The sequence below is a fragment of the Vibrio sp. RW genome (genome assembly GCF_027587105.1).
GTDB lineage: Bacteria > Pseudomonadota > Gammaproteobacteria > Enterobacterales > Vibrionaceae > Vibrio > Vibrio toranzoniae.
Genome location: NZ_JAPPTM010000001.1, coordinates 322,691 through 346,481 on the forward strand (window position 1 = coordinate 322,691; position 23,791 = coordinate 346,481).

Annotated in this window: 16 protein-coding genes; 6 read left to right on the forward strand and 10 right to left on the reverse strand. The window is 45.1% G+C overall.

Annotated features, from left to right (window positions below):
* Position 1: 1 nt before the first annotated feature.
* The 5 genes from choW to betI all read right to left on the reverse strand — a co-directional run bounded on the left by choW (position 2) and on the right by betI (position 5,919).
* Entirely contained in the window at positions 2-844 is an 843-nt protein-coding gene (choW, locus tag OCT63_RS01385) for a choline ABC transporter permease subunit (protein ID WP_029627173.1), read from the reverse strand.
* Positions 845-909: 65 nt separating this feature from the next.
* Positions 910-1,911, reverse strand: coding sequence for a choline ABC transporter substrate-binding protein (locus OCT63_RS01390; RefSeq protein WP_161679547.1), 1,002 nt, complete (start codon positions 1,909-1,911; stop codon positions 910-912).
* Positions 1,912-2,031: 120 nt separating this feature from the next.
* Entirely contained in the window at positions 2,032-3,744 is a 1,713-nt protein-coding gene (gene betA, locus OCT63_RS01395; protein ID WP_060469184.1) for a choline dehydrogenase, read from the reverse strand.
* 31 nt (positions 3,745-3,775) lie between these two features.
* Positions 3,776-5,236: a betaine-aldehyde dehydrogenase gene (betB, locus tag OCT63_RS01400; protein WP_269983050.1), complete on the reverse strand. Its 1,461-nt coding sequence runs from the start codon at positions 5,234-5,236 to the stop codon at positions 3,776-3,778.
* A gap of 74 nt (positions 5,237-5,310) precedes the next feature.
* Positions 5,311-5,919 (reverse strand): transcriptional regulator BetI, encoded by a 609-nt coding sequence (gene betI / locus OCT63_RS01405; RefSeq protein ID WP_017057752.1) that lies wholly within the window; start codon positions 5,917-5,919, stop codon positions 5,311-5,313.
* A gap of 622 nt (positions 5,920-6,541) precedes the next feature.
* Between betI and OCT63_RS01410 the strand changes: the two genes are divergently transcribed.
* From OCT63_RS01410 to OCT63_RS01430, 5 genes are all read left to right on the forward strand, one after another.
* The gene (locus OCT63_RS01410) at positions 6,542-7,246 is read left to right on the forward strand and encodes a response regulator (RefSeq protein WP_060469182.1); all 705 of its coding nucleotides are present in this window, start codon (positions 6,542-6,544) and stop codon (positions 7,244-7,246) included.
* Between the two features lie 36 nt (positions 7,247-7,282).
* Positions 7,283-8,602 carry a sensor histidine kinase gene (locus OCT63_RS01415; RefSeq protein ID WP_269983051.1) on the forward strand — a complete coding sequence of 440 codons (1,320 nt, stop codon included), beginning with the start codon at positions 7,283-7,285 and terminating at the stop codon, positions 8,600-8,602.
* 221 nt (positions 8,603-8,823) lie between these two features.
* Entirely contained in the window at positions 8,824-9,099 is a 276-nt protein-coding gene (locus tag OCT63_RS01420; RefSeq protein ID WP_161671860.1) for a hypothetical protein, read from the forward strand.
* A gap of 547 nt (positions 9,100-9,646) precedes the next feature.
* Positions 9,647-12,031: a M4 family metallopeptidase gene (locus OCT63_RS01425; RefSeq protein WP_269983052.1), complete on the forward strand. Its 2,385-nt coding sequence runs from the start codon at positions 9,647-9,649 to the stop codon at positions 12,029-12,031.
* Positions 12,032-12,188: 157 nt separating this feature from the next.
* On the forward strand, positions 12,189-13,724 hold the full coding sequence (locus tag OCT63_RS01430; protein WP_269983053.1) for a M28 family metallopeptidase: 1,536 nt from the start codon (positions 12,189-12,191) through the stop codon (positions 13,722-13,724).
* 182 nt (positions 13,725-13,906) lie between these two features.
* Here OCT63_RS01430 and lhgO read toward each other — a convergent pair whose 3' ends face one another.
* The 4 genes from lhgO to OCT63_RS01450 all read right to left on the reverse strand — a co-directional run bounded on the left by lhgO (position 13,907) and on the right by OCT63_RS01450 (position 20,197).
* The gene (gene lhgO, locus OCT63_RS01435; protein ID WP_161679552.1) at positions 13,907-15,121 is read right to left on the reverse strand and encodes an L-2-hydroxyglutarate oxidase; all 1,215 of its coding nucleotides are present in this window, start codon (positions 15,119-15,121) and stop codon (positions 13,907-13,909) included.
* Positions 15,122-15,147: 26 nt separating this feature from the next.
* Positions 15,148-17,325 carry a TRAP transporter permease gene (locus tag OCT63_RS01440; RefSeq protein WP_161679553.1) on the reverse strand — a complete coding sequence of 726 codons (2,178 nt, stop codon included), beginning with the start codon at positions 17,323-17,325 and terminating at the stop codon, positions 15,148-15,150.
* A gap of 195 nt (positions 17,326-17,520) precedes the next feature.
* Positions 17,521-18,534 carry a TAXI family TRAP transporter solute-binding subunit gene (locus tag OCT63_RS01445; RefSeq protein ID WP_017057743.1) on the reverse strand — a complete coding sequence of 338 codons (1,014 nt, stop codon included), beginning with the start codon at positions 18,532-18,534 and terminating at the stop codon, positions 17,521-17,523.
* A 322-nt stretch (positions 18,535-18,856) separates the two neighbouring features.
* Positions 18,857-20,197, reverse strand: coding sequence for a sigma-54-dependent transcriptional regulator (locus OCT63_RS01450; protein ID WP_269983054.1), 1,341 nt, complete (start codon positions 20,195-20,197; stop codon positions 18,857-18,859).
* A gap of 231 nt (positions 20,198-20,428) precedes the next feature.
* Here OCT63_RS01450 and OCT63_RS01455 point away from each other — a divergent pair, with 231 nt between their 5' ends.
* Positions 20,429-22,495, forward strand: a complete 2,067-nt coding sequence (locus OCT63_RS01455; RefSeq protein ID WP_269983055.1) for an ATP-binding protein — start codon at positions 20,429-20,431, stop codon at positions 22,493-22,495.
* 199 nt (positions 22,496-22,694) lie between these two features.
* On the opposite strand, the gene galM is transcribed toward OCT63_RS01455, so the two are convergent.
* Positions 22,695-23,783 (reverse strand): galactose-1-epimerase, encoded by a 1,089-nt coding sequence (gene galM / locus OCT63_RS01460; protein WP_269983056.1) that lies wholly within the window; start codon positions 23,781-23,783, stop codon positions 22,695-22,697.
* Positions 23,784-23,791: the final 8 nt, after the last annotated feature.

Consider the following 23,791-nt stretch of genomic DNA (forward strand, 5'->3'; position numbering starts at 1 on the left):
ATTAAGCTTCCTTCTGGTTTGGTGTTTTGCACAAGCGATCAAGAATAATTGCTACTAAAACAATCGCTAATCCGGCTTCAAAGCCTTGTGAAATGTTTACTGTGTTTAGAGCTCGAACGACTGGCTTGCCAAGGCCATCAGCCCCTACCAGTGCCGCAATAACTACCATTGAAAGCGATAACATAATGCACTGTGTGATACCTGCCATGATGCTGGGTAAAGCCGCCGGCAATTCAACTTTGAGTAGCAACTTCATACGGCTAGCACCAAAAGCTTTACCTGCTTCAATCAATTCTTCTGGTACTTTTGTGACACCCAGATAGGTCAAACGAATCGGCGATGCTATCGCGAAGATGATCGTCGAGATTAAGCCAGGAACGATACCTAAACCAAATAGCACTAAGGTCGGAATCAAGTACACAAACGTTGGGACTGTCTGCATTAAATCAAGCACTGGACGCAGCAGCGTATAGAGCCAAGGACGATGAGCTGCCATGATGCCAACTGGAACACCAATTAATACGGAAATCGTTGTCGCCGCAAAGACGAGAACAAAGGTTTCCAGCATTTCTTGCCAATAGCCAAGGTTGAGGATAGTGAGAAGCGCTGCGACAACAAAGATCACCAACGACAGTTTACGGTGTAAATACCATGCGATTGCCGCCGTGATCACGATTGGCAGCGCAGGTGGCATCCATTTAAATACATCGACTAAAAAAAGAATAACGGTTTCCAAGAAGATAGAAATAGCATCAAAAAAACCTGCTGCGTTAATTGTTAACCAGTCAACACCAGTTTCCATCCATTGTCCGACAGGGATTTTGTTTTCCGTAATAAAATTCACAATATTGCCTTTGATTATTGGTGAGCCGAAGCTCACCTTTGTTATTTATGTAACTGGGTAGAGAACTAAGCTTTTACCTGCTTTAGGTAGTCAGTAACGGCTTGAGTTGCTGATTCACCTTTATGTGTTTTTACGTTGTCTAACCAAGCTTCCACTTGCTGTGGGTTACTATTTAGCCATTGTTGAGCCGCTTTTTCAGGCTTAACGTTTTGGTTAAGGATTTCTTCCATCAACTGGTTTTCCATCTCTAGAGTAAACTCTAGGTTCTGTAAAAGTTGACCGACGTTTGCGCACTCAGACAGGTAGTTTGAACGAACATTGGTGTAAACATTTGCGCCGCCGTAGTTAGGACCAAAGAATTCATCACCACCTGATAGGTATTCCATTTCAACATTGCTGTTCATTGGGTGAGGTGCCCAACCAAGGTAAACAATCCATTGGCTACGGCGTGCGGCGCGTGATACTTGAGATACCATGCCTGCTTCGCTTGATTCCACTAGGCTAAAATCTTTTAAGCCAAATGCGTCAGAATCAATCATTGATTGGATTAAACGGTTACCATCGTTGCCCGGTTCGATGCCGTAGATACGGTCTTTAAACTTGTCGGCATGTTTTGCGAGATCAGTGAAACTTTTCACACCAGAGTCGTACACATATTTTGGTACGGCTAGTGTGTATTTAGCGCCTTCAAGGTTGGCACGAACGGTTTCCACAGTGCCCGCTTCACGGTACTTAGCAATATCGCCTTCCATAGTTGGCATCCAGTTACCTAAAAAGACATCAATATCACCGTTGGCCATTGAAGAATAAGTTACCGGTACTGAAAGTAGGTCGGTTTTGGTTTTGTAACCAAGGCCTTTTAATAGTTCAGATGTAACAGCAGTTGTTGCAGTAATGTCTGTCCAGCCAACATCAGCGAAACGCACGTTTTCACATTGCTGTGGTTCAATAGAAGCATTAGCACCAAATGCAAATGAGCTGATGGCTAATGTTGCGAACGCCTTCGTTTTTAACGCATTGCTTGCTAAAGGCTTTTTTGTTGCGGTTTGTTTATGTTGAGTCGTCATAATGATTCCTTTTTATCTTTCCTTTTACTGCCCTAACTCATACAAGTAAGGGAAGTTCTGCTAACTTTTTACTAATTTTTGTTATTACTGATTTTCTTATTTTTATTCAGTAACAGAGACTTACGCCTCTCTTACTGGTTTATTTATTCTTTGTTTCTCTTCCCATTCAGGCGCAATCCACACTGGAACGTCTTGTTCTTTAAGTGCAGGCTTGCCCAGAATCAAATCAGAAGCACGCTCAGCCACCATAATGGTTGGTGCGTTTAAGTTGCCATTTGGAATGGTTGGGAAAACAGATGAATCCACCACGCGTAAGTTGTCGATGCCGCGGACTCGACACTCTTCATCAAGCACCGCCATTGGGTCGTTGTCTGAACCCATTTTGCAGCCGCATGAAGGGTGGTAGGCGCTTTCAACGTTCTGCTTAACCCATTCATCAATCGCTTCATCAGAAGTAATGTTGAGACCAGGCTGAATCTCTTCACCTCGGTACACATCCATTGCAGGTTGAGACAGAATCTCACGCGTCAGGCGAATACAGTCACGCCAATCTTGGCGGTCTTGTTCGGTCGAGATGTAGTTGAAAATGATCTCTGGCTTTGCATGTGGATCAGCAGAAGTGATCGCCACCGTACCGCGGCTTTCTGGCTTATTGGGACCAACGTGTACTTGGAAGCCATGACCATCAAAGGCCGCTTGCCCGTCGTAACGCATTGCTGCTGGTAGGAAGTGGTATTGAATATTCGGCCACTTCAATCCTTTGCGTGAACGAATGAACGCGCATGATTCAAAGTGATTAGTAGCACCCAAACCTTTACGAGTCAGAATCCACTCTGCTCCAATCATGCCCTTGCTCACCAAGCCAAGTTTGCTGTTGAGAGTAATAGGCTCGTTGCAGTGATATTGGAAGTACACTTCTAAGTGGTCTTGCAGGTTCTCACCCACGCCATTCAGCTCGTGTTTCAGCTCAACGCCTGCCTTTTCAAGTACGGATTTCGGACCGATACCAGAAAGCTGCAGCAATTGAACAGAACCAATAGAGCCCGCTGACGAAATCACTTCTTTGTTCGCCACAGCAACTTGAGTATTGCCTGACTTTTCAAACTCGACACCAACGGCTTTCAAGCCTGATTGACCTTTTGAATCTTGTGCTTCAAGCAAGAAACGACGAGCCACGATGCCTTTTTTCAAGGTAAGGTTTGAACGCTTCAATGCACGGCGCAGATAAGCATTAGAGGTTGAGGCTCTAACACCCTTGTCTACTGTCATGTGCATGGTACCGAAGCCTTCTTGCTGGTAGCCGTTGTAGTCTTGTGTTTCTGGGTAACCGGCGTCTTTACCTGCATCAATAAATGCTTGATAAAGCGGGTTAAGCTCCATATCGTTGCCGTTACAAGTGCCTACTGGACCATTGTCGCCACGGTATTCATCACCACCTTTGCTCCATGATTCAGCACGGCGGAAGTAAGGCAGACAGGCTTGGTAGTTCCAGCCCGCCGCACCCTCTTCTTCCCATTGATCAAAATCGCACGCATGGCCACGCACATAAACCATACCGTTAATTGATGAGCTACCGCCTAATACTTTGCCACGTGGACAATGCAGTTCACGTCCATCAAGGCCCGGCTCTTGCTCTGTTTCAAATTGCCACGCATACTTTTCAGTATTCATTGGGTAAGAAAGCGCCGTTGGCATTTGGATAAAAATGCTCTTATCCGTACCACCAGCTTCCAATAATAAAACGCTATGTTCACCGCTCTCTGTTAGTCTATCCGCTAACACACAGCCGGCCGAACCCGCGCCGACGATAATATAATCGTAGCGTTGTTCCATTTTGTTTCTCCGTTGAGTTGAGTGTTACGCGTTAGGCATATGGGCTGGCGAAATCGCCTAGCTCAATAAGAATGCTCTTGGTTTGCGTATAGTGAAGTAGAGTTTCTGGTCCATTTTCACGGCCAATACCCGAAAGTTTGTAGCCACCGACAGGCATTTCTGCAGGTGAGTCACCCCATGTGTTAACCCAGCAAATACCGGCTTGCATTTGATGAATAACTCGGTGAGCGCGAGAAAGGTTTTGCGTGAATACGCCAGCAGCAAGGCCATATTTAGTGTCATTAGCACGGCGAATAACGTCGTCTTCGTCAGTAAACTTCATTACCGACATCACTGGACCAAAGATCTCTTGTTGGACATGTGGCATGCTGTCTTCGCAATCCACAAACACGGTTGGAGCAACAAAGTTGCCGTTCGCTAGGCCGTTGGCCGTTACTTGATAACCACCAGTTAACAGGGTTGCACCAGACTGTTTAGCTAGCTCAATCGCTTCAAGAACTTTTGCAAGGTGTTCTTTAGAAATCAACGCGCCAACCTGAGTATCCATCTTCATTGGATCACCAATGATCAGCTTTTCAGTGCGTGTTTTAAGTTGAGCAATAAATGCGTTATAGATGTTTTCGTGTACATAAACACGAGTACCATTAGTACATACTTCGCCTTGGGTATAGAAGTTTGCGACCATGGAAGCGGAGACCGCATCATCCAATTTCGCGTCATCAAACACGATCATTGGTGATTTGCCACCAAGCTCCATAGTGACCGATTTAAGCGTTTTGGCGCTATCGCCCATCACGGCTTTACCTGTACCAATTTCACCGGTGAATGACACTTTTGCGATGTCTGGGTGTGCGGTCAGCATCTGGCCAACGCGATAATCTCCCTGAACCACGTTAAACACACCATCAGGAAGCCCCGCTTCGGTAAAAATTTCAGCGAGCTTAAGTGCCGTTAGCGGCGTTTCTTCTGACGGCTTGAAAATCATGGCGTTACCCGCCGCGAGTGCCGGCGCTGATTTCCACATTGCGATTTGAATTGGATAGTTCCACGCACCGATACCTGCACAGATACCTAACGGTTCACGACGTGTGTAGAAGAATTGAGATTCACTAAGCGGTTGTTGGTCGCCTTGAAGAGTAGGAGCAAGGCCTGCGAAATATTCAATAACATCCGCGCCAGACGCCACATCCACTTCAATTGCTTCTTGCAACGGTTTGCCCGTATCAACAACCTCAAGGCTAGCAAGCTCATCATTTCGAGCTCTAAGTATCTCTACAGCTTTTAAAAGAATACGGCTACGTTCAACGGCTGACATTGCTGACCATACCGCAAATCCACGTTTTGCCGATTCGATAGCACTATCCACATCCGCTGAAGATGCTTGGCCCAAAGTTGCGATAGATTCACCGTTTGCCGGATTAATACTATCAAAGGTTTCACCAGACGTTGCTTTAACTGCTTCGCCATCGATATATAATGAGTTCATTTCCATTTGAGATTCTGACTTAATTATTGTTTTAGACTCTACAGGTCTATATGTGAGTGTTTGTAATTCGAATGCTATGACTAGGTTTTATTCGAGTGACACGAGTAAAACGTCAGTTGCTTATCAAGGTAGTCATTGATAATAGCGCGCGCCTTTTGGGCATCGATACCTTCAGGGTTTAACGTGCCTCTCAGCCATAAACCATCAATCAAAGAAGCAATACCGTGAGCAACGAGCTCCGCCTGTTCATGATTAAGAATACCTTTCAACTCAAGGCGTAAATGCGAAAGTAAACGTCTTTCATTCACGCGCTGAAGTCTTTTCAATTGTTGGTCATGCATCGAATATGACCAAAATGCCAACCACGTTTTTGCGACCTTGTTTTCGGCTTGGTAGCCTTCGAAGTTCCCTTCAATGATCGCATTAATCCTCTGCTGGTGAGCATCAACAGGGAGTGCTTTTAATGCCGTGGTAATGGTGTTGGATAATTGGCGAAGAATTTCACGCATAGTCTCTTCAAGCAGGCCATGCTTTCCACCAAAATAGTGATTAATGATGCCCGTTGAAACTCCCGCTTCCTTACTGATCAAAGCAATACTTGCGGCATGTAAACCCACTCGATCAATCACGGTCATCGTGGCTTGTACGAGCTGTGGTTTACGTATATCAGGCATCCCAACCTTCGGCATTTTTTAGTCCTTTTATTTTTTATTGAACGTTTAGTTAAATATAAAATGACAGAAATTTAGTTAGGGTTCAAATTATTATTTGAAACAAACCCATAACAACAAACCGTCAATACATAAATAAATTAAATAAAAACAATCACTTAAATATCATTTAGCCCCCTAATTAAATTAATTAAAGATTTGAGGTGTGATGGTTATTGGTCGAATGTTTTCACTTAAAAAGTACAAAATTCAATCAAATTAATATTCTGTAAAAATTAGGCAGATCGTCTTAAAAGCAGATTCTAACGCTGAAAGTTAGAGGTAAAGGTAATGTCAGTAATGTATTTCGATAGTAGTGCATACCGTTATTAACTCCTGTGTAAAAGGTAAACTCTATTGATTAAGACTGTGACTATCGTCCTTACGAAGGTAATAGAATAAGTGCGCTTTCTGAACATTGTTTTTTATTTTGCTCACTAATTCAAAATCAGCATTGAACTACCGTAGAAAGTGTTTAATCATTTACGTCAGATATTGTTCGCGAAGCATTTGAATTCAATATGCAACAATAGATCACCATAGAATCAAACTCGTTCAAAAAATCTCAATAAGTTAAACACCCAATAAGGCTGAAAATGGAATGACAAAACCTAAAATGATCATCGTGGAAGACGATTTGAAACTTCAGAAGATGTTGCAAGACTACTTTGTCGCGCAAGATTTTGATGTATTGGTTCTGGACGATGGCAGTAATGCCGCGCAAACCATTCTTGCCGAACAACCCGACATCGTATTGCTGGATTTAATGCTTCCTGTAACCGATGGGCTTACAATCTGCCGACAGACGCGTACGCTTTATAAAGGTAAAATCTTGATGTTGACCGCCAGTGATGACGATTTTGACCACGTCGCTGGTTTAGAAATAGGGGCCGATGACTATGTGACCAAACCAATCAAGCCAAGAGTTCTGCTGGCAAGGGTTCGCTCGCTCATGCGCCGTCAAGAAGCCTACGCTCCTTCTGTCGATGACTCAGACACCCTTCAGTTTGATCAGCTCGTGTTAAGAAACATCTACAAAAAATGTGAACTTGCAGGTTCAGTTTTATCACTCACGGACAGTGAGTTTGACCTGCTATGGTTATTAGCAAATAACCCTGATACTCCGTTATCACGAGACTATTTAACCCAAACACTGCGCGGGATTGAGTATGACGGGATCGATAGGACCATTGATAACAAGGTCGTACGCCTAAGAAAGATACTCGGTGACGATCACACACCAGCAGAGAAAATTCAGACCATTCGCGGGAAAGGTTACTTATTTGTTTCGACCGCCTGGCGTTAACCTCGCTCAATACGAGCGTAATGAAAGAGAGCGATTATGCGACGTATCTATTTGGAGTCCCTACTTGGGCTGTTAGTTTGCTTTATGACTGGCCTTTTTGCCTACGAGATTTCTGTCTACCAGCTCAATACCGACTACGAATATGTAATGGAAGATTACGAAGCGACGGCCCACCAACAACTCATAGCAAACATCGCAAAAAATCAAGGCCTTGAAGCGGCTCACCAAGCGATAAATCAGTTTGCAGAAACCACACGAAATAAACTGGTCACGCTCAGCTCAGAAGATGAAATACCAGGCCCTGTTTCAGAGTTCTTTAGTACCAACCCGAATGCCTTTATCTTTCACGATGATGAACGTGATCTATGGTTTCGCCTAACAGACAGTGACAATACCTATCATTACCTACCTGACAATGAAGCATTCGTTCGGCAAAAAATCGAGCTAGAAGATGACCTTATTTGGTTATTCTTCCTTGAAAGTTTTATCTTATACGGCTTATGTCATCTAGTTATTATCTTCCGCCGCGTCAAAAAGCTTGAATACGCCACCCTATGCTTTGCAGAAGGGGATCTCTCTTCACGAGCAGAGACTTCAAGCGGCATTGCCATCGGCTCACTGAATAAGTCTTTCAACCTGATGGCTGACCGCATTCATCGCTTAATTGAGAGTAATCGCTCGCTCACCAACGCAGTGGCTCATGAGCTACGCACGCCAATATTTCGTATCCAGTGGCAAGCTGAAATGCTCAAAGACACGCCACTCAACGAAGCTCAACAAGACACCGTAGAAAGTATTGTCGAAGATACGGAAGAGATGGAAAAGATGGTCGATGAACTGTTGTGCTACGCCAAACTCGATAGCATTGATCTCGAAAACCGACAACAACCATTAGAGATAAGAGGCTTTCTCAATCACGCGATTATTCGTTGGAACAAAGAGACGGAGCTCAATATAGACTTATCACTGCCTGAACAAGCTCAATTGATAAAGGCGGATGAAACACTACTGAACCGCGCCTTAGATAACCTCGTCCGCAACGCCATGAAATTCGCACGCTCTCAAGTCTCAATTGAAACCAGCGTGCATCAAGATCAGCTACAAATCGCAGTACATGATGATGGTGATGGTGTCGCACAAGAGCATCAAGCCCGCCTGTTTGAACCGTTTTACGTTGGCGACAAAGCGCGTAACAAAGCCAAGAGCGGCCATGGTTTGGGACTTTCTATCGTCGATAAGATCTGTGCTCAACACAACGCAACCGTGGAAGTTGGCCAAAGCCAAACCTTAAAGGGTGCGGTATTCACTATTACCATTCAGATATGTAATGATTCAGATGACAAACCCATACAGTAACTACAAAACACCTCTGGAATAATGTTCAACATCGGTCGGGAGATGCTGTCTCCCAATGAACTTATTGAGTCTAGGTAATCATGACACTGTCGTTTATGGCTTGTCATTACAGCACTGCTAAGTAGTAGCAAAGTAAACCGTTACTCGTTAACTCGTACTTTGTTAGCAGTTGAAGCCATAAGCTTACTATCTAAACTCCCAATCATTCTTAAGGTGTTTTTATGAAAAAGTTATTGTGTGTTTTAGGCGTTATCTCTCTAGCAGGTTGTTCAGGTATTAATCACAACGATGAAGTTTACACAGCGCACGCTGAAAGCTTCAATATTGTGGGTTTCCAAGTTCCTGGTAACACTCAAGATCGTGCAATGGAATTAGTACCAGAAGGTGCAACAGTTGAGACAATTCGCTCAACAAACTCTGATACAAGCTCTGTTGTGGGTATCATCAACCGTATTATCGGCATCGACTACGTTCAAGTGGGCGGTAAGAAGCAGTAATTCGTTACGAACCTTAGTTGCGTACCTTTAATTGGTAATCTGTATAAACTAAGCTCATCTAAGCCAGTGACCTCGTCACTGGCTTTTTTCATCCAGCAGATTTTGTGCTCTGTGCCAAGATAAGTGGTTAATTCCCCCTGCTTCCTGTAACAAATAACTCGAGACATAAGCCTAAAAATCTTCAATTCCTTATCAAGATTGCTTGTAAATTCGCTGAATAACCTTCTGCTTAAAATCACATTTTGAAATCGTTGATCCTTCTATCAACCCAAAAACCATTAATTGAGGCACGGATCAATTTGTACTAAAGACTTAATTATCAATGAAAATTAACACTTAATAAAAGTATCATGATTGTATAAATAAAAGACGCGGGTTCGTTCAAAAATAAACAGAAACAATAACTATCTGTAAATATGACAAATATAAATTTCATGAATAAAAGAGATCACTGCCATGCTACTAAATAATCAGACCGAATGATGTAAATACATTGTATTAGTTTTGTTACTTTTTCTTTGAATTTACATAGAAAGAGAAAATAACAATGAAAATAAGAAAGCGTTTAGTTGCCGTTGCTATAGCCAGTGCTATGTCTTTGTCAGTTCATGCAAATGAATCCGTTAAAATCGATCAACCGATCAACTTTACCAACTTCTCAGGGTTGAACGCCCAGTTAGGTGTCAGTAACGCCTCTAACTTCAAAATGGTAAAAGAAGTTAGCCTCAAAAAGCGTGGTACCTACAAAGTTAAGATTCAACAGAACATTTGGGGCACACCAGTTTGGGGGCATTATCTAAATGCGACCCAAAGTGTGAAAGGTGGGGCGCTTAAGTCGGTTCAAGGCCTCTACCTTAGAACTACAACCCTAGAACGATCGTTTGTGAAACCATCCATCAATAGCTCTCAAGCCGTTGCTCTTGCGAGTAAAGACCTCAAGACTCAAGGCTTAACCAGCCAATCTCTAGACAATGTCCAACATGAGTTGTTTATTTATCAGGGCGCATCCACCCAAAGATCCGGTAAACAAGGCATTGGCACACAAGGAGCGGATAAAACACGCCTAGTGTACGTTGTCTCTTATCTTGTCGAAGGCAGCGAGCACCCTACTCGACCATTCACCATGTTAGACGCACATACGGGCGAAGTTATTGATCGCTGGGAAGGTATTGCTCACGCACAGGTTGGCACTGGCCCCGGTGGTAACGAAAAAACAGGCATGTACGAATACGGTACTGATTACCACTACCTAGATGTGTTGGAAAATGGCACAGAGTGTGTGATGGAGTCGGAAAATGTTGTCACCGTTGACCTCAATGGTGCTACCGATGGCGACACCACTTACCGCTATGAATGCCCTCGTAACGAACACAAAACCGTAAATGGTGCCTTCTCACCACTCAACGATGCCCACTACTTCGGTAACATTGTGTTCGACATGTATAAGAACTGGTTTGACACCGCTCCGCTCTCTTTCAAACTTATGATGCGTGTTCACTACGGTTCCAACTATGAGAATGCTTTCTGGGACGGCAAAGCAATGACCTTTGGCGACGGTGAAAGCTTCTTCTATCCACTTGTCAGCTTAGATGTATCAGCGCACGAAGTGAGCCATGGCTTCACGGAACAAAACTCAGGCTTAGTCTATGCAAATCAATCTGGTGGTATGAATGAGGCTTTCTCTGATATGGCTGGTGAAGCCGCTGAATACTACATGAAAGGCACTAATGACTGGATGGTCGGCCGTGATATCTTTAAAGAAGAAGGAGCTTTGCGTTACATGGACGATCCATCACGCGATGGCTCATCAATCAACAACGCCTCCGAATACTACGATGGCTTGAACGTGCACTACAGCTCTGGTGTGTTCAATAAAGCATTCTACCACCTAGCAACCACACAAGGTTGGGACACCAAGAAAGCGTTTGAATTGTTCGTGCTAGCCAACCAAATCTACTGGTCAGAAAACAGTGACTTCTGGCAAGGTGCTTGTGGCGTGAAAAACTCAGCAACCGACCTTGGCTACAGTGCCGATGACGTTGTTGCTGCGTTCAACCTAGTCGGTGTCAGTCCATGTGGCGAGCCACCATTGCCGCCAGAACCGGAATATCAAAATCTAATCAATGGCCAAGCTCAAACCGTGACTGGCGAAACAGGTTCGAAAACTTACTTCGATATCGAAGTACCAGAAGGCCAAGACAAGCTGACGATTGATCTGGCTGTCTCTACTGGTGACCCAGATATGTATGTCGGCCTGGACTATGCACCAAGCTCTCAAGAGAATATTTGTAAGAGTGAAACCGTGACCGATGAAGTCTGTGTCATTGAAAGCCCAGTAGCAGGTCGCTATACCATTAACGTTCTGGGTTACTCAGATTATGCAGATGCAAACCTAAAAGCATCATACGAAGCAGGCAATGCTAACGTACCGCCAATCTCTTCATTCGAACACACCATTGTTGGTAAAGAAGTAGAGCTACGCAGTACAAGTTCGGACAGCGATGGCCAGATCGTTTCTTACCAATGGAACCTAGGCGATGGCAACATGCTGAATGGTGAAATGACTCGTCATACTTACGCAGCAGCTGGCGATTATGTGGTAACACTTTCCGTGACAGACGATGCTGGCGTTACTACGTCTACCAGCAAATCCATCAACATTGAAAGCAGTTCAAACGATGCCTTCCCACTAAAACTGAAGTTTGGTAACAAAAATCCGAACGGCAAAGCTCGCGTTAAGCTGGCATGGGATTACGACACCAACGACTACTTTGTGATTAAACGTAATGGCAAAAATGTTGGTGCTACAGACTACAACTCATACGTCGACAAGTTCCGTCACAACGGTACGATTGATGTGGAGTACCAAGTGTGTACCTCAAGCGATATTTGTTCAGAAACCAAGCACTACCGTTTCATTAAAGCACAATAATCGATAATAAATTCAGGGCTCCTAAAGGGGCCCTGTTTCTCTATTTGGATAGTGAAAATATCCAATAGCAGCACCAGAAAGACAACGTCAGACAAACGACGGTAAATAGAAACAATACCAATCAGAACAATGATATTAACCATAAAAAGGACGACAAATGGCTATCAAAAAAAGCATCCTGGCATTCGCTATATTCGGGAGTGTCTCGGCTTACGCATCACTCGGCATTACGCCACCAGAGGGCTCAGAAGTTTGGATCACAACCGATGCAGATGCCCAGCACCTTGTGACTCAACACGGCGCAACAGTTTATTCAGGGCTGGTTGCGAACAAGAACTCCATTGTGGCTAAAATAAACGAGAAACAACTGGCTAAACTCTCTAGCCATATGCACGAAGAAACCCACCGCTGTGGTGGTTACATGGTGCATGAAGATCAAGCAAGTGCACTCAAAGCGGCAGCTATGCCACTGACGATGAGCACGTTCGAAAAGCCAGTGATCAGCCACCAAGATACCGTGAACGACTTACTCGCTCAGGTTGAACCCAATAACATGGTCACAACCATAGAAAATCTGACCACTTTCACCAACCGTTTTTATACGACTTCTACTGGTGTTGCTGCTTCAGATTGGCTTTTAGAGCGTTGGGAAGCGGAAATTAAAGATGTGCCCTATGCGTCCGCGCGCCAAATCACACACGCTGAATATCCGCAAAAATCGGTTGAAGTGACGCTACTTGGTGCTAAATACCCAGAAGAGATCGTCGTTGTTGGCGGGCACCTTGATTCCACAGTCGGTTCTTGGACAAGTGAAGGCACCATCTCCCCGGGCGCGGATGACGATGCTTCAGGTATCGCTACCGTGACAGAGTCGCTGCGCCTTATGGTTGCCAGTGGGATTCAGCCCGATAAAACCATCAAATTCTATGGCTATGCGGCAGAAGAAGTGGGATTGCGCGGTTCGCAAGATGTCGCTAACGCTTTAAGAGATGAGCAAGCAAACGTTGTCTCGGTACTGCAATTAGACATGACTAACTACAACGGTTCAGCGCACGATATCACCTTCATTACGGATTATACCGACAGCAATCTCACCGCCTATTTGAGTGAACTTATCGATACTTACGCCAGTGAGATCAGCTACGGCTTTGATGATTGTGGCTACGCCTGTTCTGACCACGCCTCATGGCACAATGTTGGCTATCCAGCAGCAATGCCGTTTGAGAGCATGTTCAACGATTACAACCCGAACATCCATACGGAACACGATACACTCAATAACTCCGACCCTACGGCAACACACGCAACAAAATTCGCCAAACTGGCGATTGCTTACCTCGTTGAAACCAGCCTTGATTCGCCAGTTTCAGGCCCTAAAGAGCTGCAAAATGGTGTCCCTGTTGAAGGCCTTACGGCGGGATATGGTGAAGAGCAATTCTTCACCTTTACGACTCAAGATGCCGGTCAGTTAACCGTAACAATGACCGGACCTCGCAGTGGTGATGCCGACCTATACGTCAAACACAACGGTCTGGTTTCGAAAGCTAGCTACGATTGTCGTCCATACACAAATGGCAGTAACGAACAGTGTGTATTGAATAAACCTGCGGGTGAATTCAACATCATGGTGCGCGGTTACCGTAACTTTAACGATGTATCTATCGTCGCCAACTTTGTTCCTCAGTCGCTATGAGCCTTGTAAACCATCACTCATACGAGTTCCACCGAGCATCAGGCATATTTGTTAGGTAGAAATATTCTCTAGGTTAAATGGACAAAGTTAAAAAAATCCACGAGTTCGATCCTAAATAGAATTGAGCTCGCGGATTTTTTATTGTCTGCGGAAAAAGTTCGGTCAATGATCTTCCGTTATCATCAAGCCGTCTTTTTCATCACCTTGGTGCAAATATATTCACCAATCGGCATTGCAGAGGTCGCGGCTGGTGATGGCGCATTGCACACATGCAAACTTCTTGGGCTTTCGGCAAACAGAAAATCATGAACTAAGGTGCCATCTTTGAGCACCGCTTGAGCGCGAATGCCTGCAGGGTAAGGCTTAAAATCATCAACCGTAATGCTCGGGCAGTACTTGTTGACCAATTTTAGGTAACCCGGCTTCCACCACGAGTTCTTAAATTCCACCAATCCTGTTTTCAGGTTATTCGCGGTGACTTTCCAAAAGCCCGCAAAGCTCAGCATCTGACAAGTGTCCTTAAAGCTAAAGTTAAGCTTGCCATAACCTTCTCGCTTCCAGCCTTGAACTGCATTTGGCCCTACTGTTACCGAGCCATCAATCATGCGTGTTAAGTGCACACCCAAGAAAGGCAGTTCAGGGTCTGGAATAGGATAAATAAGATGATTCACCACTTGGTTGTGTTTCGCGTCCAACTGATAGTACTCACCTCGATATGGGACAATCTGGAAGTCAGTTTCAATGCCTAGCATGCTGGTCATTCTGTCAGCCATCAAACCTGAGCACGTGATCAAGAATCGGCTATTGAGTTGAAGAGTCTGACCATCGACTTTGCACGTTAACTGCACCTCATCTGCTTGTTCATCCGCCATGACCACTTCGGTGCCTAAACTGAGCTTGCCACCCGCTTCAACAAATTCTTGAGCCATCACTTCGGTCACTTTTTTATAATCCACAATACTGGTGGTTTTGACATAAATCGCGCCTAAGCCCGTTATGTTCGGCTCAGCAAGCTTTAGCTGTGCTTGATCCAAGAGATCGACATCAATATCGTTGTCCTGACAACGCTGATAGAGCGCGTTCATTCGCTCCACTTCTTGTTGACTGGTTGCAACCAACAGCTTGCCACAATTCTCAACAGGGATATCGTGCTGACTACAAAAAGCAATGGTGCGCTCTACACCACGCTTACAAAAATCGGCTTTTAAGCTGCCGGGGGCATAATAAACACCTGCGTGAATCACCCCACTGTTATGACCCGTTTGGTGGAGCGCAAACCCACGCTCCTTCTCAACTAAAAGTACGGTTTTATCAGGGTGAGCTTGTTGCAATTGCCACGCGGTCGACACACCAACAATGCCGCCACCTACAATAATATAGTCGTATATTGAATTCATAATATTCCTACATTCAATCCTTTTAATTATAGGGAGGAAGCGACCGTTCTAGACTCGATTTGAGGTTCAGTTTCTTCCTCGCTTTTCGATTCTCTTTGCGCTTTATTAGCATCGTATTTGCGACCACTGTGAATAAAAATACCGACAAACAAAGCAACACACACTAAGCGAATTACGACTGAAACATCAGGCCACACCAAGGCCACGCCAAGCACGACTAACACGACTCGAGTCATCACATTGATTTCACTTTCTAGGTAACCCTCAATTGCCGCGATAAACGCATAAGTGCCAACAATAGCAAAACCACCCGTTACCAGTACCGAGACAATATCCCAGCTCACTAAATTAGTGTAGGCAATCAGCAACGGTACTAGGTATAAGCCTTTGGCGATCTTCCAAGCCATTAAACCTGTTCTCATTGGCGGTGTTTTAGCGATAGTCGCTGCCGCAAATGCAGTCAAACAAACTGGCGGTGTCACGTTGCTGTCTTGCGATAGCCAGAAGATGATCAAGTGTGCAGAAAGCAGTGAAAGGCTGATCGCTTCTAGGCCGAGGCTTTGCTCAAGCAGCGTTTCCACAAAATCAGCAGGCACTAAAGCAATCATCTCTTTGGCTGTTTCAAGTGCCATTGGTGCATTCAATAAATCTAACTTGTCTGGTGCCGCCAACATAAAGATGGCTTTCGCCTGTTCAGGTAACTGGCCCGATACCAACAGGTCAAGCAACTGGCTTTCAGCAATCAGTTTATATAAAGCCGGAGCCGACAAAGTGCCCAGCACGATATAAGCCGCCGTTACTGGTAAGCCCATACCCAGAATCAAAGAAGCGAGTGCGATCAAAGCAATCATGATGAGCAAGTCGCCATTCGCCCAACTGTTGATCATCAACGAGAAAGTGTTACCAATTCCGGTGGTGCTGATCACGTTGATAACGAGACCAATACCCACCAACAATACTGCCGTCGTCGCCATGTTTTTCGCGCCTTGAGAAAGCGCTTCGATGATCGCTTTTGGACCCATTTTGTGATTCTTAGAGAACCATGAAGCCACTACGACAGACAGGATAGAGATACCCGCCGCGTAAGTCGGCGTAAAGCCTTTCACCAACAAGGTTACCAACACCGCTAGTGGGATCAGGTTGTGCCATCCTGAAAGTAGCACCTTCAACAACGGTTCACACCCTGAAACCACCTTCTGTACACCACTACGCTTCGCTTCAATACGCACGAAAAAAGCCACAGACAAAAAGTAGATAAGCGCAGGTAAGAAGGAAACCGCAATGATATCGACATAAGGGATTTGCGTGTAAGACGCCATGATAAACGCACCAGCGCCCATCACTGGTGGCATCAACTGCCCGCCCGTCGATGCCGCGGCTTCAACCCCTGCTGCAAAACGCGAAGGGAAGCCTGCTTTTTGCATCAGGGGAATGCTGATTACGCCAGTGGATACCGTATTTGCCACGCTAGAGCCCGACACCGAGCCCATCAAGCCAGAGCCAATCACCGCAATGAAACCGGGGCCACCAATCACTTTGCCCGCCGCCGCGCGAGACACATCAATGATGTAATCACCGACACCAGAGCGTACTAAGAATGCGCCAAATAGGATGAACATGAACACGAAGGTCCAACTGATTCTTGAGATAGAGCCGAACATCCCTTCCGAAGAATAAAAGCTTCGATAAAGTAGAGTCTCAAGGCTCAACCCCGGGAAGTGGAAGATGCCGCTGGTCCATTGCCCCCAAAGCACCACATAGCTCAAACACACCAAGATAAGCACCGGAATAAACCAGCCCATAGTACGGCGAATCAGCTCAATAACAATCGCAATCGCCAAGATAGAGAAGAACCAATCACTGGCGATAAACTTCACGCCTCGCTCATAAAGCGCATCTTCGGCAAAGGGAATATAGATAAGGCAAGCCAGAGCCGCCAAAGCGATTCCGATATCGACCGCTAAAGCTACTTTGCTCTTTTTAAGCGAGATATGAGCCGGATACCAAAGCGCACAGATGATCGCAAAACCCGCGAAGTGAGTCGCTGAAACCCAAAGCTCTGGTAAGGTGGATAGCGTGTTAAACCAAATGTGCAATAAAGAGAGAATCACACCCATTGTTGTTATCGCTTTGCCCACCCACGGGAAATCCGTCCGGGTCGGCAGTTCAAATTTTTTCAGTTCCTGCTGCAGCGAATCGCTCATAGAAAACTCCTGCTCTCCGCAGCAAACACGAAGAGAAAATCCATAAAGTGAGGAGGCGCACGAACACATTCTTTAGCGAACGCGCACCAACAATTAAGTCACGAAGGGGGTAGTTGATGGAAAACCGTTAGTTCACAGACCAATAGTTCATAAACCAATGGCTCATAAACTAATAGTTACCTGACAACAGGTAAGCTAGTTGACGATCAACTCAGAAGGGATCTCGATGCCCACTTCTTGGTAGTAACGTGCAGCGCCCGGGTGAAGCGGAACAGGAAGACCTGCGATCCCTTTCTCGAGAGCCATTGCTTTGGTTGCTTTGTGGATACCTTGTAAGAAAGGTAGGTTTTCATAGATAGCTTTGGTGAGCTGATAAACATCCTCTTCAGAGATGTCTTCACGAACCGCTAGAAAGTTAGGTTGTGCGATAGTGGTAATCGGCTGATCGACACCTGGATAAGTGTTTGCTGGGATCTCATATTTTGTCCAGATATTGTAATCACCGTTCGCTTGTTTGATTTGCGCATCGGTAAACGACAAGATTTGAATGTCTTCACCTAAGGCCGCAAATGCTTGAGTAACCGCCCCGACAGGAACACCAGCGGGCGTATTCATGCCATCAATCGTGCCATTTTGTAATGCGCTCGCACTGCCACCGTAACCCATAAAGGCGAGTTTAAATTGTTCTGGGTCTATGGAAAGGCCTCGCATAATTTGACGACCTGAATTCTCTGTTCCTGAGTTTTTCTTACCAATAGAGAACTTTTTGCCATTCAAGTTCTTCAAATCAGTCATGGTGCCCGTTTCTGTCAGATCAGAACGAACGATGAAATGCTCAACATTTTGCCATAGCATAGAGACTGAACGCAGTTGCTTTTGACTGCCTGACTTCTCATATGGACCAAGCCCTTGCCACGCCCACGCGCCATACAAGCCTTGTAAAATGGCAAACTGAGCTTCGTTCTCATTTAACAACTTTACGTTCTCACCGGATCCAGCAGAGCTGATAGCCGCCAAAGAAAAGTGCTGCTTAGGCGCAAGCTTAACTTTACTCAAAGTTGCTAAGGCCACACCAACCGGATAGTAAGTCCCACCCGTTGAGGCCGTTGCTAAAATGTAGCTGCGCTCTTCTTGTGCTGAAGCGTTGCCGATAAGGCCAATAGAGGCCATTGCGATCGCTAAAGTTTTAACTAGCTTGTTGTATTTCATTGTTACTCTCCATGTAGAGTTATTCACGTTATATTTTTGTTAACAACAAAAGCTAGATAGCAAGCACAATGCCAATAAGGTAAGTTATTGATATGGCTTACATTAAATGAAAAAATCATTTGAAATAGGCAAAATATTGCTTATTTAACAGCGATTACATGAGCTGTTTTTTGCTTATCCAAAGCCGTAATTAACACCCTCATAAAGGTGGTTACATCACACTGCGTTACATTTGCGTGATCAATGTTAATAAATTGATAAATAAACAATGAGCCATTTATTGCTCATCAGTCATCATTAATAATGACAGTTAAACGGTTCACTAAGAGTCGACATAGTCACTTCGGTTCAATGCATAACGGACCATTTTTTGGTTTAGTGTTCGACGTGGTAAATCTAAATCTTGCATCACATCGTTGATACGCCCTTGATAACGCACTAACGCGTCGTGAATCACTTTTCGCTCAAAACTCTGAACCTGGACAGCCAAAGGGATACCCGCCGTGGTGGACTCCGTAACAGAGTTAGGACGACACGCCAAAATATCACCGACTGTCAGGCTTTCATCCAATGCAAAACGAATCGCGACATTGCGCAGCTCACGCACATTACCTGGCCACGAGTACGACAACAAAGCATAGCGATCAGCCTCACTAGCAATTCGTGTTTCAATATTGGCTTCCTGGGTGAAATGTTCGAAAAGAATAAGAGCATCGTCTTCTCGCTCACTGAGCGGCGGTAAATGCAGCTGCGCGACATTCAAACGGTAGAAAAGATCTTGGCGAAAGTCGGGGTGATTGAGCAAATCGCTTTTCGAAGCAGATACCACACGCAAGTCAACATGTTGTTGCTGATTACCACCAACACGCTCAACGACATTATCTTGCAAGGTCCGCAGTACTTTGACCTGCATAGATAGCGGCATACTCTCTATTTCATCAAGAAACACCGTCCCCTTGTCGGCAAACTCTAGCTTACCAATACGTCGTTTGGCGGCTCCAGTAAACGCACCAGCTTCATGGCCAAACAGCTCACTTTCAAATAGGTTTTCTGGAATCGCACCACAGTTTAGTGGCACAAAAGGATGAGGTTTTCGCTGACTAAACTCATGCAAACAAGAGGCGACCAGCTCTTTACCACAGCCGGTTTCACCATAAATAATCACATTGGTATCAATCGAGGCAACCTTGTGTATTTGCTCTCTCAATTCACACATCACTTTACTGCGACCAATCAGAACCTGTTCAATGCCCTTCAAGTTATCTAAATAGCTTTGGCGACTGATCCTGTCTTGGCCACTTTGAAATTTATCTACCGCTTCAGAGACCGTTTGAGAGAGGCGTTCTGGATCAAACGGCTTCTCGATGAAGTCATAGGCACCTTGCTGTAAAGCCTTAACCGCCATATCGACATCACCGTGACCTGTAATCAAGATAACAGGCACGTCTGGCACAAGATTTTTGAACCGCCCTAATAGCTCAACGCCATCAATATCAGGCAAACGCACGTCACTAATGATGGTTTGGAAATCACCCTGCTCTACCGCGTTTAACGCATCTTGCCCAACCTCAAATGCGGTGACATCGAAGCCCGCTAATTGTAACCACTGACTGGTTGCTTGACGCACTATCGCATCATCTTCAATCAAAGCTATACGTTGCATAGTTTGGTTCCGCTGCTTACATCAGAATAATGTCGCCCACGGTATGTAAAAACACCGCAGACTAAAAGGAGCTAGCTCCCACTTTGGATAACACTCCTTTAACCGTTTTGTAATGTTTGTTAGCTTCAATTTGTCCCACACTTCATCTTCCCAGTCATAAAACCGTGAAGCTTCGCACTCACTCATTTAAAGAGACAGACAGCTAACTAATTTAAAAGGATTTAATCAAGAATGGTTAAAAATAATCGATATTGGCTGTTCGTGTTCGCCTGTTTGTTAATTGGTTTGGTTCAGCTAGCCACTAAAAATGGGATAAGCCAGTGGAAGCTTGAGCAAGCTCAGCGTTATGCAGAACAACGCTTTCTTGGGTACATTGCTGAAGCAAGACGCACACTCAAACGTTTTTACTATTTGCCTTACCTGGTCACGAACGATGAAACCAGCGTTCGTTTTATTGATGGTGAAAGTCGCCTCCAAAAACACATTAAAAAACAACTAATTCAATTAGACAAAGCGGCCAACACCAAGGGGTGGTATCTACTTTCCGCTGAAGGTGAGTTGTTGGTTTCCAGTGTCGAAAGAAGCAAGCTGAGTAAAAAGAACGCCAATACGATTGTGTCTAAGATCCACCAGCAAGGTGGCGCTATCTCAGTGGTCACCAAAAATAAAGGCGTGACACCCGATTACTTCATTGCGGCACCGGTTTATCGAGCATCCGATGTGGTGGGTATTGTTGCGGTACAAATCGACTTATCGCTTCTTATCGATCAATGGTTTGCCGATGGTGAAGCGATACTGTTTCAAAACCCTCGAGAGCAGTTCTTCCTCTCCAGTGATAATCGATTGAGTGCCGATTGGTTCAACGACACCTTCAATTCTCAGCCCAGAGCCACAAAACGCGAGTTGTACGATCAAACCCATATTCAAGTGTGGCAACTACAAGGTAAGGACTACCTGATTCAATCGATCAAGTTGGACGATCTAAATTGGCGATTAACCTATTTGACCCCATTAACTAGCCTCAACCAAACCACTAACTGGATAAGTTGGAGCGTGGCTGTGGGCTGTCTTTTCGTTCTGTTATTGTTGGTTATCCTCTATCAAAGACGCCAGAAAAAGCTCAGCAATTTGCGAATCCAAAAGCTTATCGAAGAGTCGGAGAAACGACTGTCTAGGATGATCAATAAGACGCATGTTGGGTTAGTATTGATCGATAAATACGGCCATATCCACGATATCAACCTGATGGCAAAGAAATACTTTTCCCTGTCCGACTCAATGATAAGCAACATCAAAGCGTGGCAACTTTTTGAAGCGGGTAATCCAAATTCAACCACACTCCAACTGCTCAAGAATTTAGAACAACACCAAGAACTGGCCGAGATCACCAGTGTCGAAACCATGGCAAGACGCAGTGATGGTAGCTACTTTCCTGTGTTGTTCTCTATTAGCGCTTTCCCTTGGCATGACACCACTTATTACCTGTGTACGGTGATCGATATAAGTAAACGCAAGAAAGCGGAAATTGCGGTGCAAAACGCCAATAAAACGCTGAAACTGCGGGTAGAAGAGCGAACACAAGATCTAAAAGATGCACAGCAAGAGCTGGTTGAATCAAGCAAGCTCGCAGCGCTAGGTCGCATGTCGAGTGCAATCACTCATGAGCTTAATCAGCCGCTTACCGGCCTAAAAACTCTGCTTTCTAGCAATCAATTATTGATGGAAAGAGGCGAGACCAAACTGTTGAAAGCGAACATGGACTTAGTCATGAGCCTCATCGACCGAATGGCTAACATGACCAGTCAGTTGAAGTCGTTCGCCTTTAAAAGGCTGGAAAGCCCCTACCCAGTTTCTCTCACAGAGGCGCTACAAGAAACCCTGAGAATTCACCAAGCCGAGTTAAAAAATATTGATATGCGAGTACGTATCGCGTCCAATGTTTCGATGGTAATGGGAGAAGAGGCACGACTTCGCCAAGTGCTTGGCAACCTGATCAGAAACGCCGTTGACGCCACCAACCATCAAACGCCTGCCACCATTATTGTCAGTGCACACACCGAACAGCAACGCGTGGTGATCAAGGTTCAAGACAATGGCTGCGGCGTCTCAGAAGACCAACTCGAAACTATTTTCGAACCCTTCCATACCAACAAAAAGATGGGCGAAGGTTTGGGGCTCGGGCTGGCAATCACCGCCAACAACGTGCGTGATATGCAGGGCACCTTGATAGCAAAGAACAACCCAGACCAAGGCATGACTTTCATCCTAACGCTGCACAATGTAAGTAGTCAGAAATAACCGGTACGCTCCGTTGAAAGTAATCATTGAATACAGGCAGTTGAACACAAGCAGTTGAAAATAAAGGCTCACTCTGAACCACTCTACTTTCGTCGCGGTTTCAAGAATAAAGTGGGGTTAAGCCCGAAGCTTGATCGTGAGAAAGTGATGTAAGCACCATGTTGGGCTAGAACCCCCTACCAGCCCAAATCGTTTGTGATCACTGACTATGATGGGTCATAAACTGATAACTGGTTTGATGCTGATAGAATGACTTTTTAGTAATGAAACGTTTGTTCGCTTCCGGCCATGTTGGATGATTTGGACAGTCAGGTAGGAACTGAGTCTCAAGCGCAAGCCCTTGATAGTTTTGATACTCCCCAGTACGAGATGGTGTTCCTGACAAGAAGTTCCCGCTATAGAATTGAATCGCTGGTTTGTCGGTAAACACAGACATCACCACCTGTTTATCGGAGCTGGTTAGGCGAGCGATAGTGCTCACACCGTCAGTCAATTCTTCAGGCAAAGTAAAAGCGTGGTCATAACCTTTGGCCAAATTTTGGTCTTCATCTTGTAGTAAACGGGCTCCGATTCTCTGAGCTGTACTAAAATCAAAATTGGTCCCTTGCACCGCTTTCAGTTCACCCGTCGGAATGAGTTTATCATCGGTGGGCAGGTATTCGTTGGCACGCAGTTGTAATTCATGATCGAGAATGGTTTTGCCAGATTCCGCACCGTCTAAATTAAAGTAGGCGTGGTTAGTTAGGTTGATAGGGCAATCTTTGTCACAAATAGCCGAATATTCGATACACAGCTGGTTGTTTTCCGTCAACGTATACGCGACTTCAGCGGAAAGGTTTCCCGGGAACCCTTGGTCACCGTCGGGAGACATCAAACAGTAAGTAATGTGTAAATCACTTTTGTCTTTCACCAACCAGCGGCGCTTATCAAAACCCTCAATACCACCGTGTAAGCTATTGCCATTATCATTACGAGTAATGGAATAAACCTGTCCGTTTAAGTTGAATTGCCCTTTGGCAATACGGTTGGCAAAACGGCCTATGGTCGCACCTAAAAACGCCGAGTGAGACTGGTAATCATGCATTGATGTCATGCCGAGCAACACTTCACGCTGGCCAAAAGGCGTTGGAACTTGGCAGCTCAACCATGTTGCACCAATATCCATAAAAGTAGCCGTCATGCCGTGGTGATTACGTAAAGTATGAACCTTGGCCGGCTTGTCATCGGTAAAAAGATCGCTCTCGATAGCAGCCTTGATCGAGCTGGGTGGGACGATGCTGTTAGGCATAGATACTC

What these genes read in the sequence shown, in the direction of transcription:
- betB (WP_269983050.1), bottom strand. Translation starts at nt 5,236, where the DNA reads ATGGAAATGAACTCATTATATATCGATGGCGAAGCAGTTAAAGCAACG.
- betA (WP_060469184.1), bottom strand. Translation starts at nt 3,744, where the DNA reads ATGGAACAACGCTACGATTATATTATCGTCGGCGCGGGTTCGGCCGGC.
- OCT63_RS01455 (WP_269983055.1), top strand. Translation starts at nt 20,429, where the DNA reads ATGGTTAAAAATAATCGATATTGGCTGTTCGTGTTCGCCTGTTTGTTA.
- galM (WP_269983056.1), bottom strand. Translation starts at nt 23,783, where the DNA reads ATGCCTAACAGCATCGTCCCACCCAGCTCGATCAAGGCTGCTATCGAG.
- OCT63_RS01445 (WP_017057743.1), bottom strand. Translation starts at nt 18,534, where the DNA reads ATGAAATACAACAAGCTAGTTAAAACTTTAGCGATCGCAATGGCCTCT.
- OCT63_RS01440 (WP_161679553.1), bottom strand. Translation starts at nt 17,325, where the DNA reads ATGAGCGATTCGCTGCAGCAGGAACTGAAAAAATTTGAACTGCCGACC.
- lhgO (WP_161679552.1), bottom strand. Translation starts at nt 15,121, where the DNA reads ATGAATTCAATATACGACTATATTATTGTAGGTGGCGGCATTGTTGGT.
- OCT63_RS01415 (WP_269983051.1), top strand. Translation starts at nt 7,283, where the DNA reads ATGCGACGTATCTATTTGGAGTCCCTACTTGGGCTGTTAGTTTGCTTT.
- OCT63_RS01430 (WP_269983053.1), top strand. Translation starts at nt 12,189, where the DNA reads ATGGCTATCAAAAAAAGCATCCTGGCATTCGCTATATTCGGGAGTGTC.
- betI (WP_017057752.1), bottom strand. Translation starts at nt 5,919, where the DNA reads ATGCCGAAGGTTGGGATGCCTGATATACGTAAACCACAGCTCGTACAA.
- OCT63_RS01410 (WP_060469182.1), top strand. Translation starts at nt 6,542, where the DNA reads ATGACAAAACCTAAAATGATCATCGTGGAAGACGATTTGAAACTTCAG.
- OCT63_RS01390 (WP_161679547.1), bottom strand. Translation starts at nt 1,911, where the DNA reads ATGACGACTCAACATAAACAAACCGCAACAAAAAAGCCTTTAGCAAGC.
- OCT63_RS01425 (WP_269983052.1), top strand. Translation starts at nt 9,647, where the DNA reads ATGAAAATAAGAAAGCGTTTAGTTGCCGTTGCTATAGCCAGTGCTATG.
- OCT63_RS01420 (WP_161671860.1), top strand. Translation starts at nt 8,824, where the DNA reads ATGAAAAAGTTATTGTGTGTTTTAGGCGTTATCTCTCTAGCAGGTTGT.
- OCT63_RS01450 (WP_269983054.1), bottom strand. Translation starts at nt 20,197, where the DNA reads ATGCAACGTATAGCTTTGATTGAAGATGATGCGATAGTGCGTCAAGCA.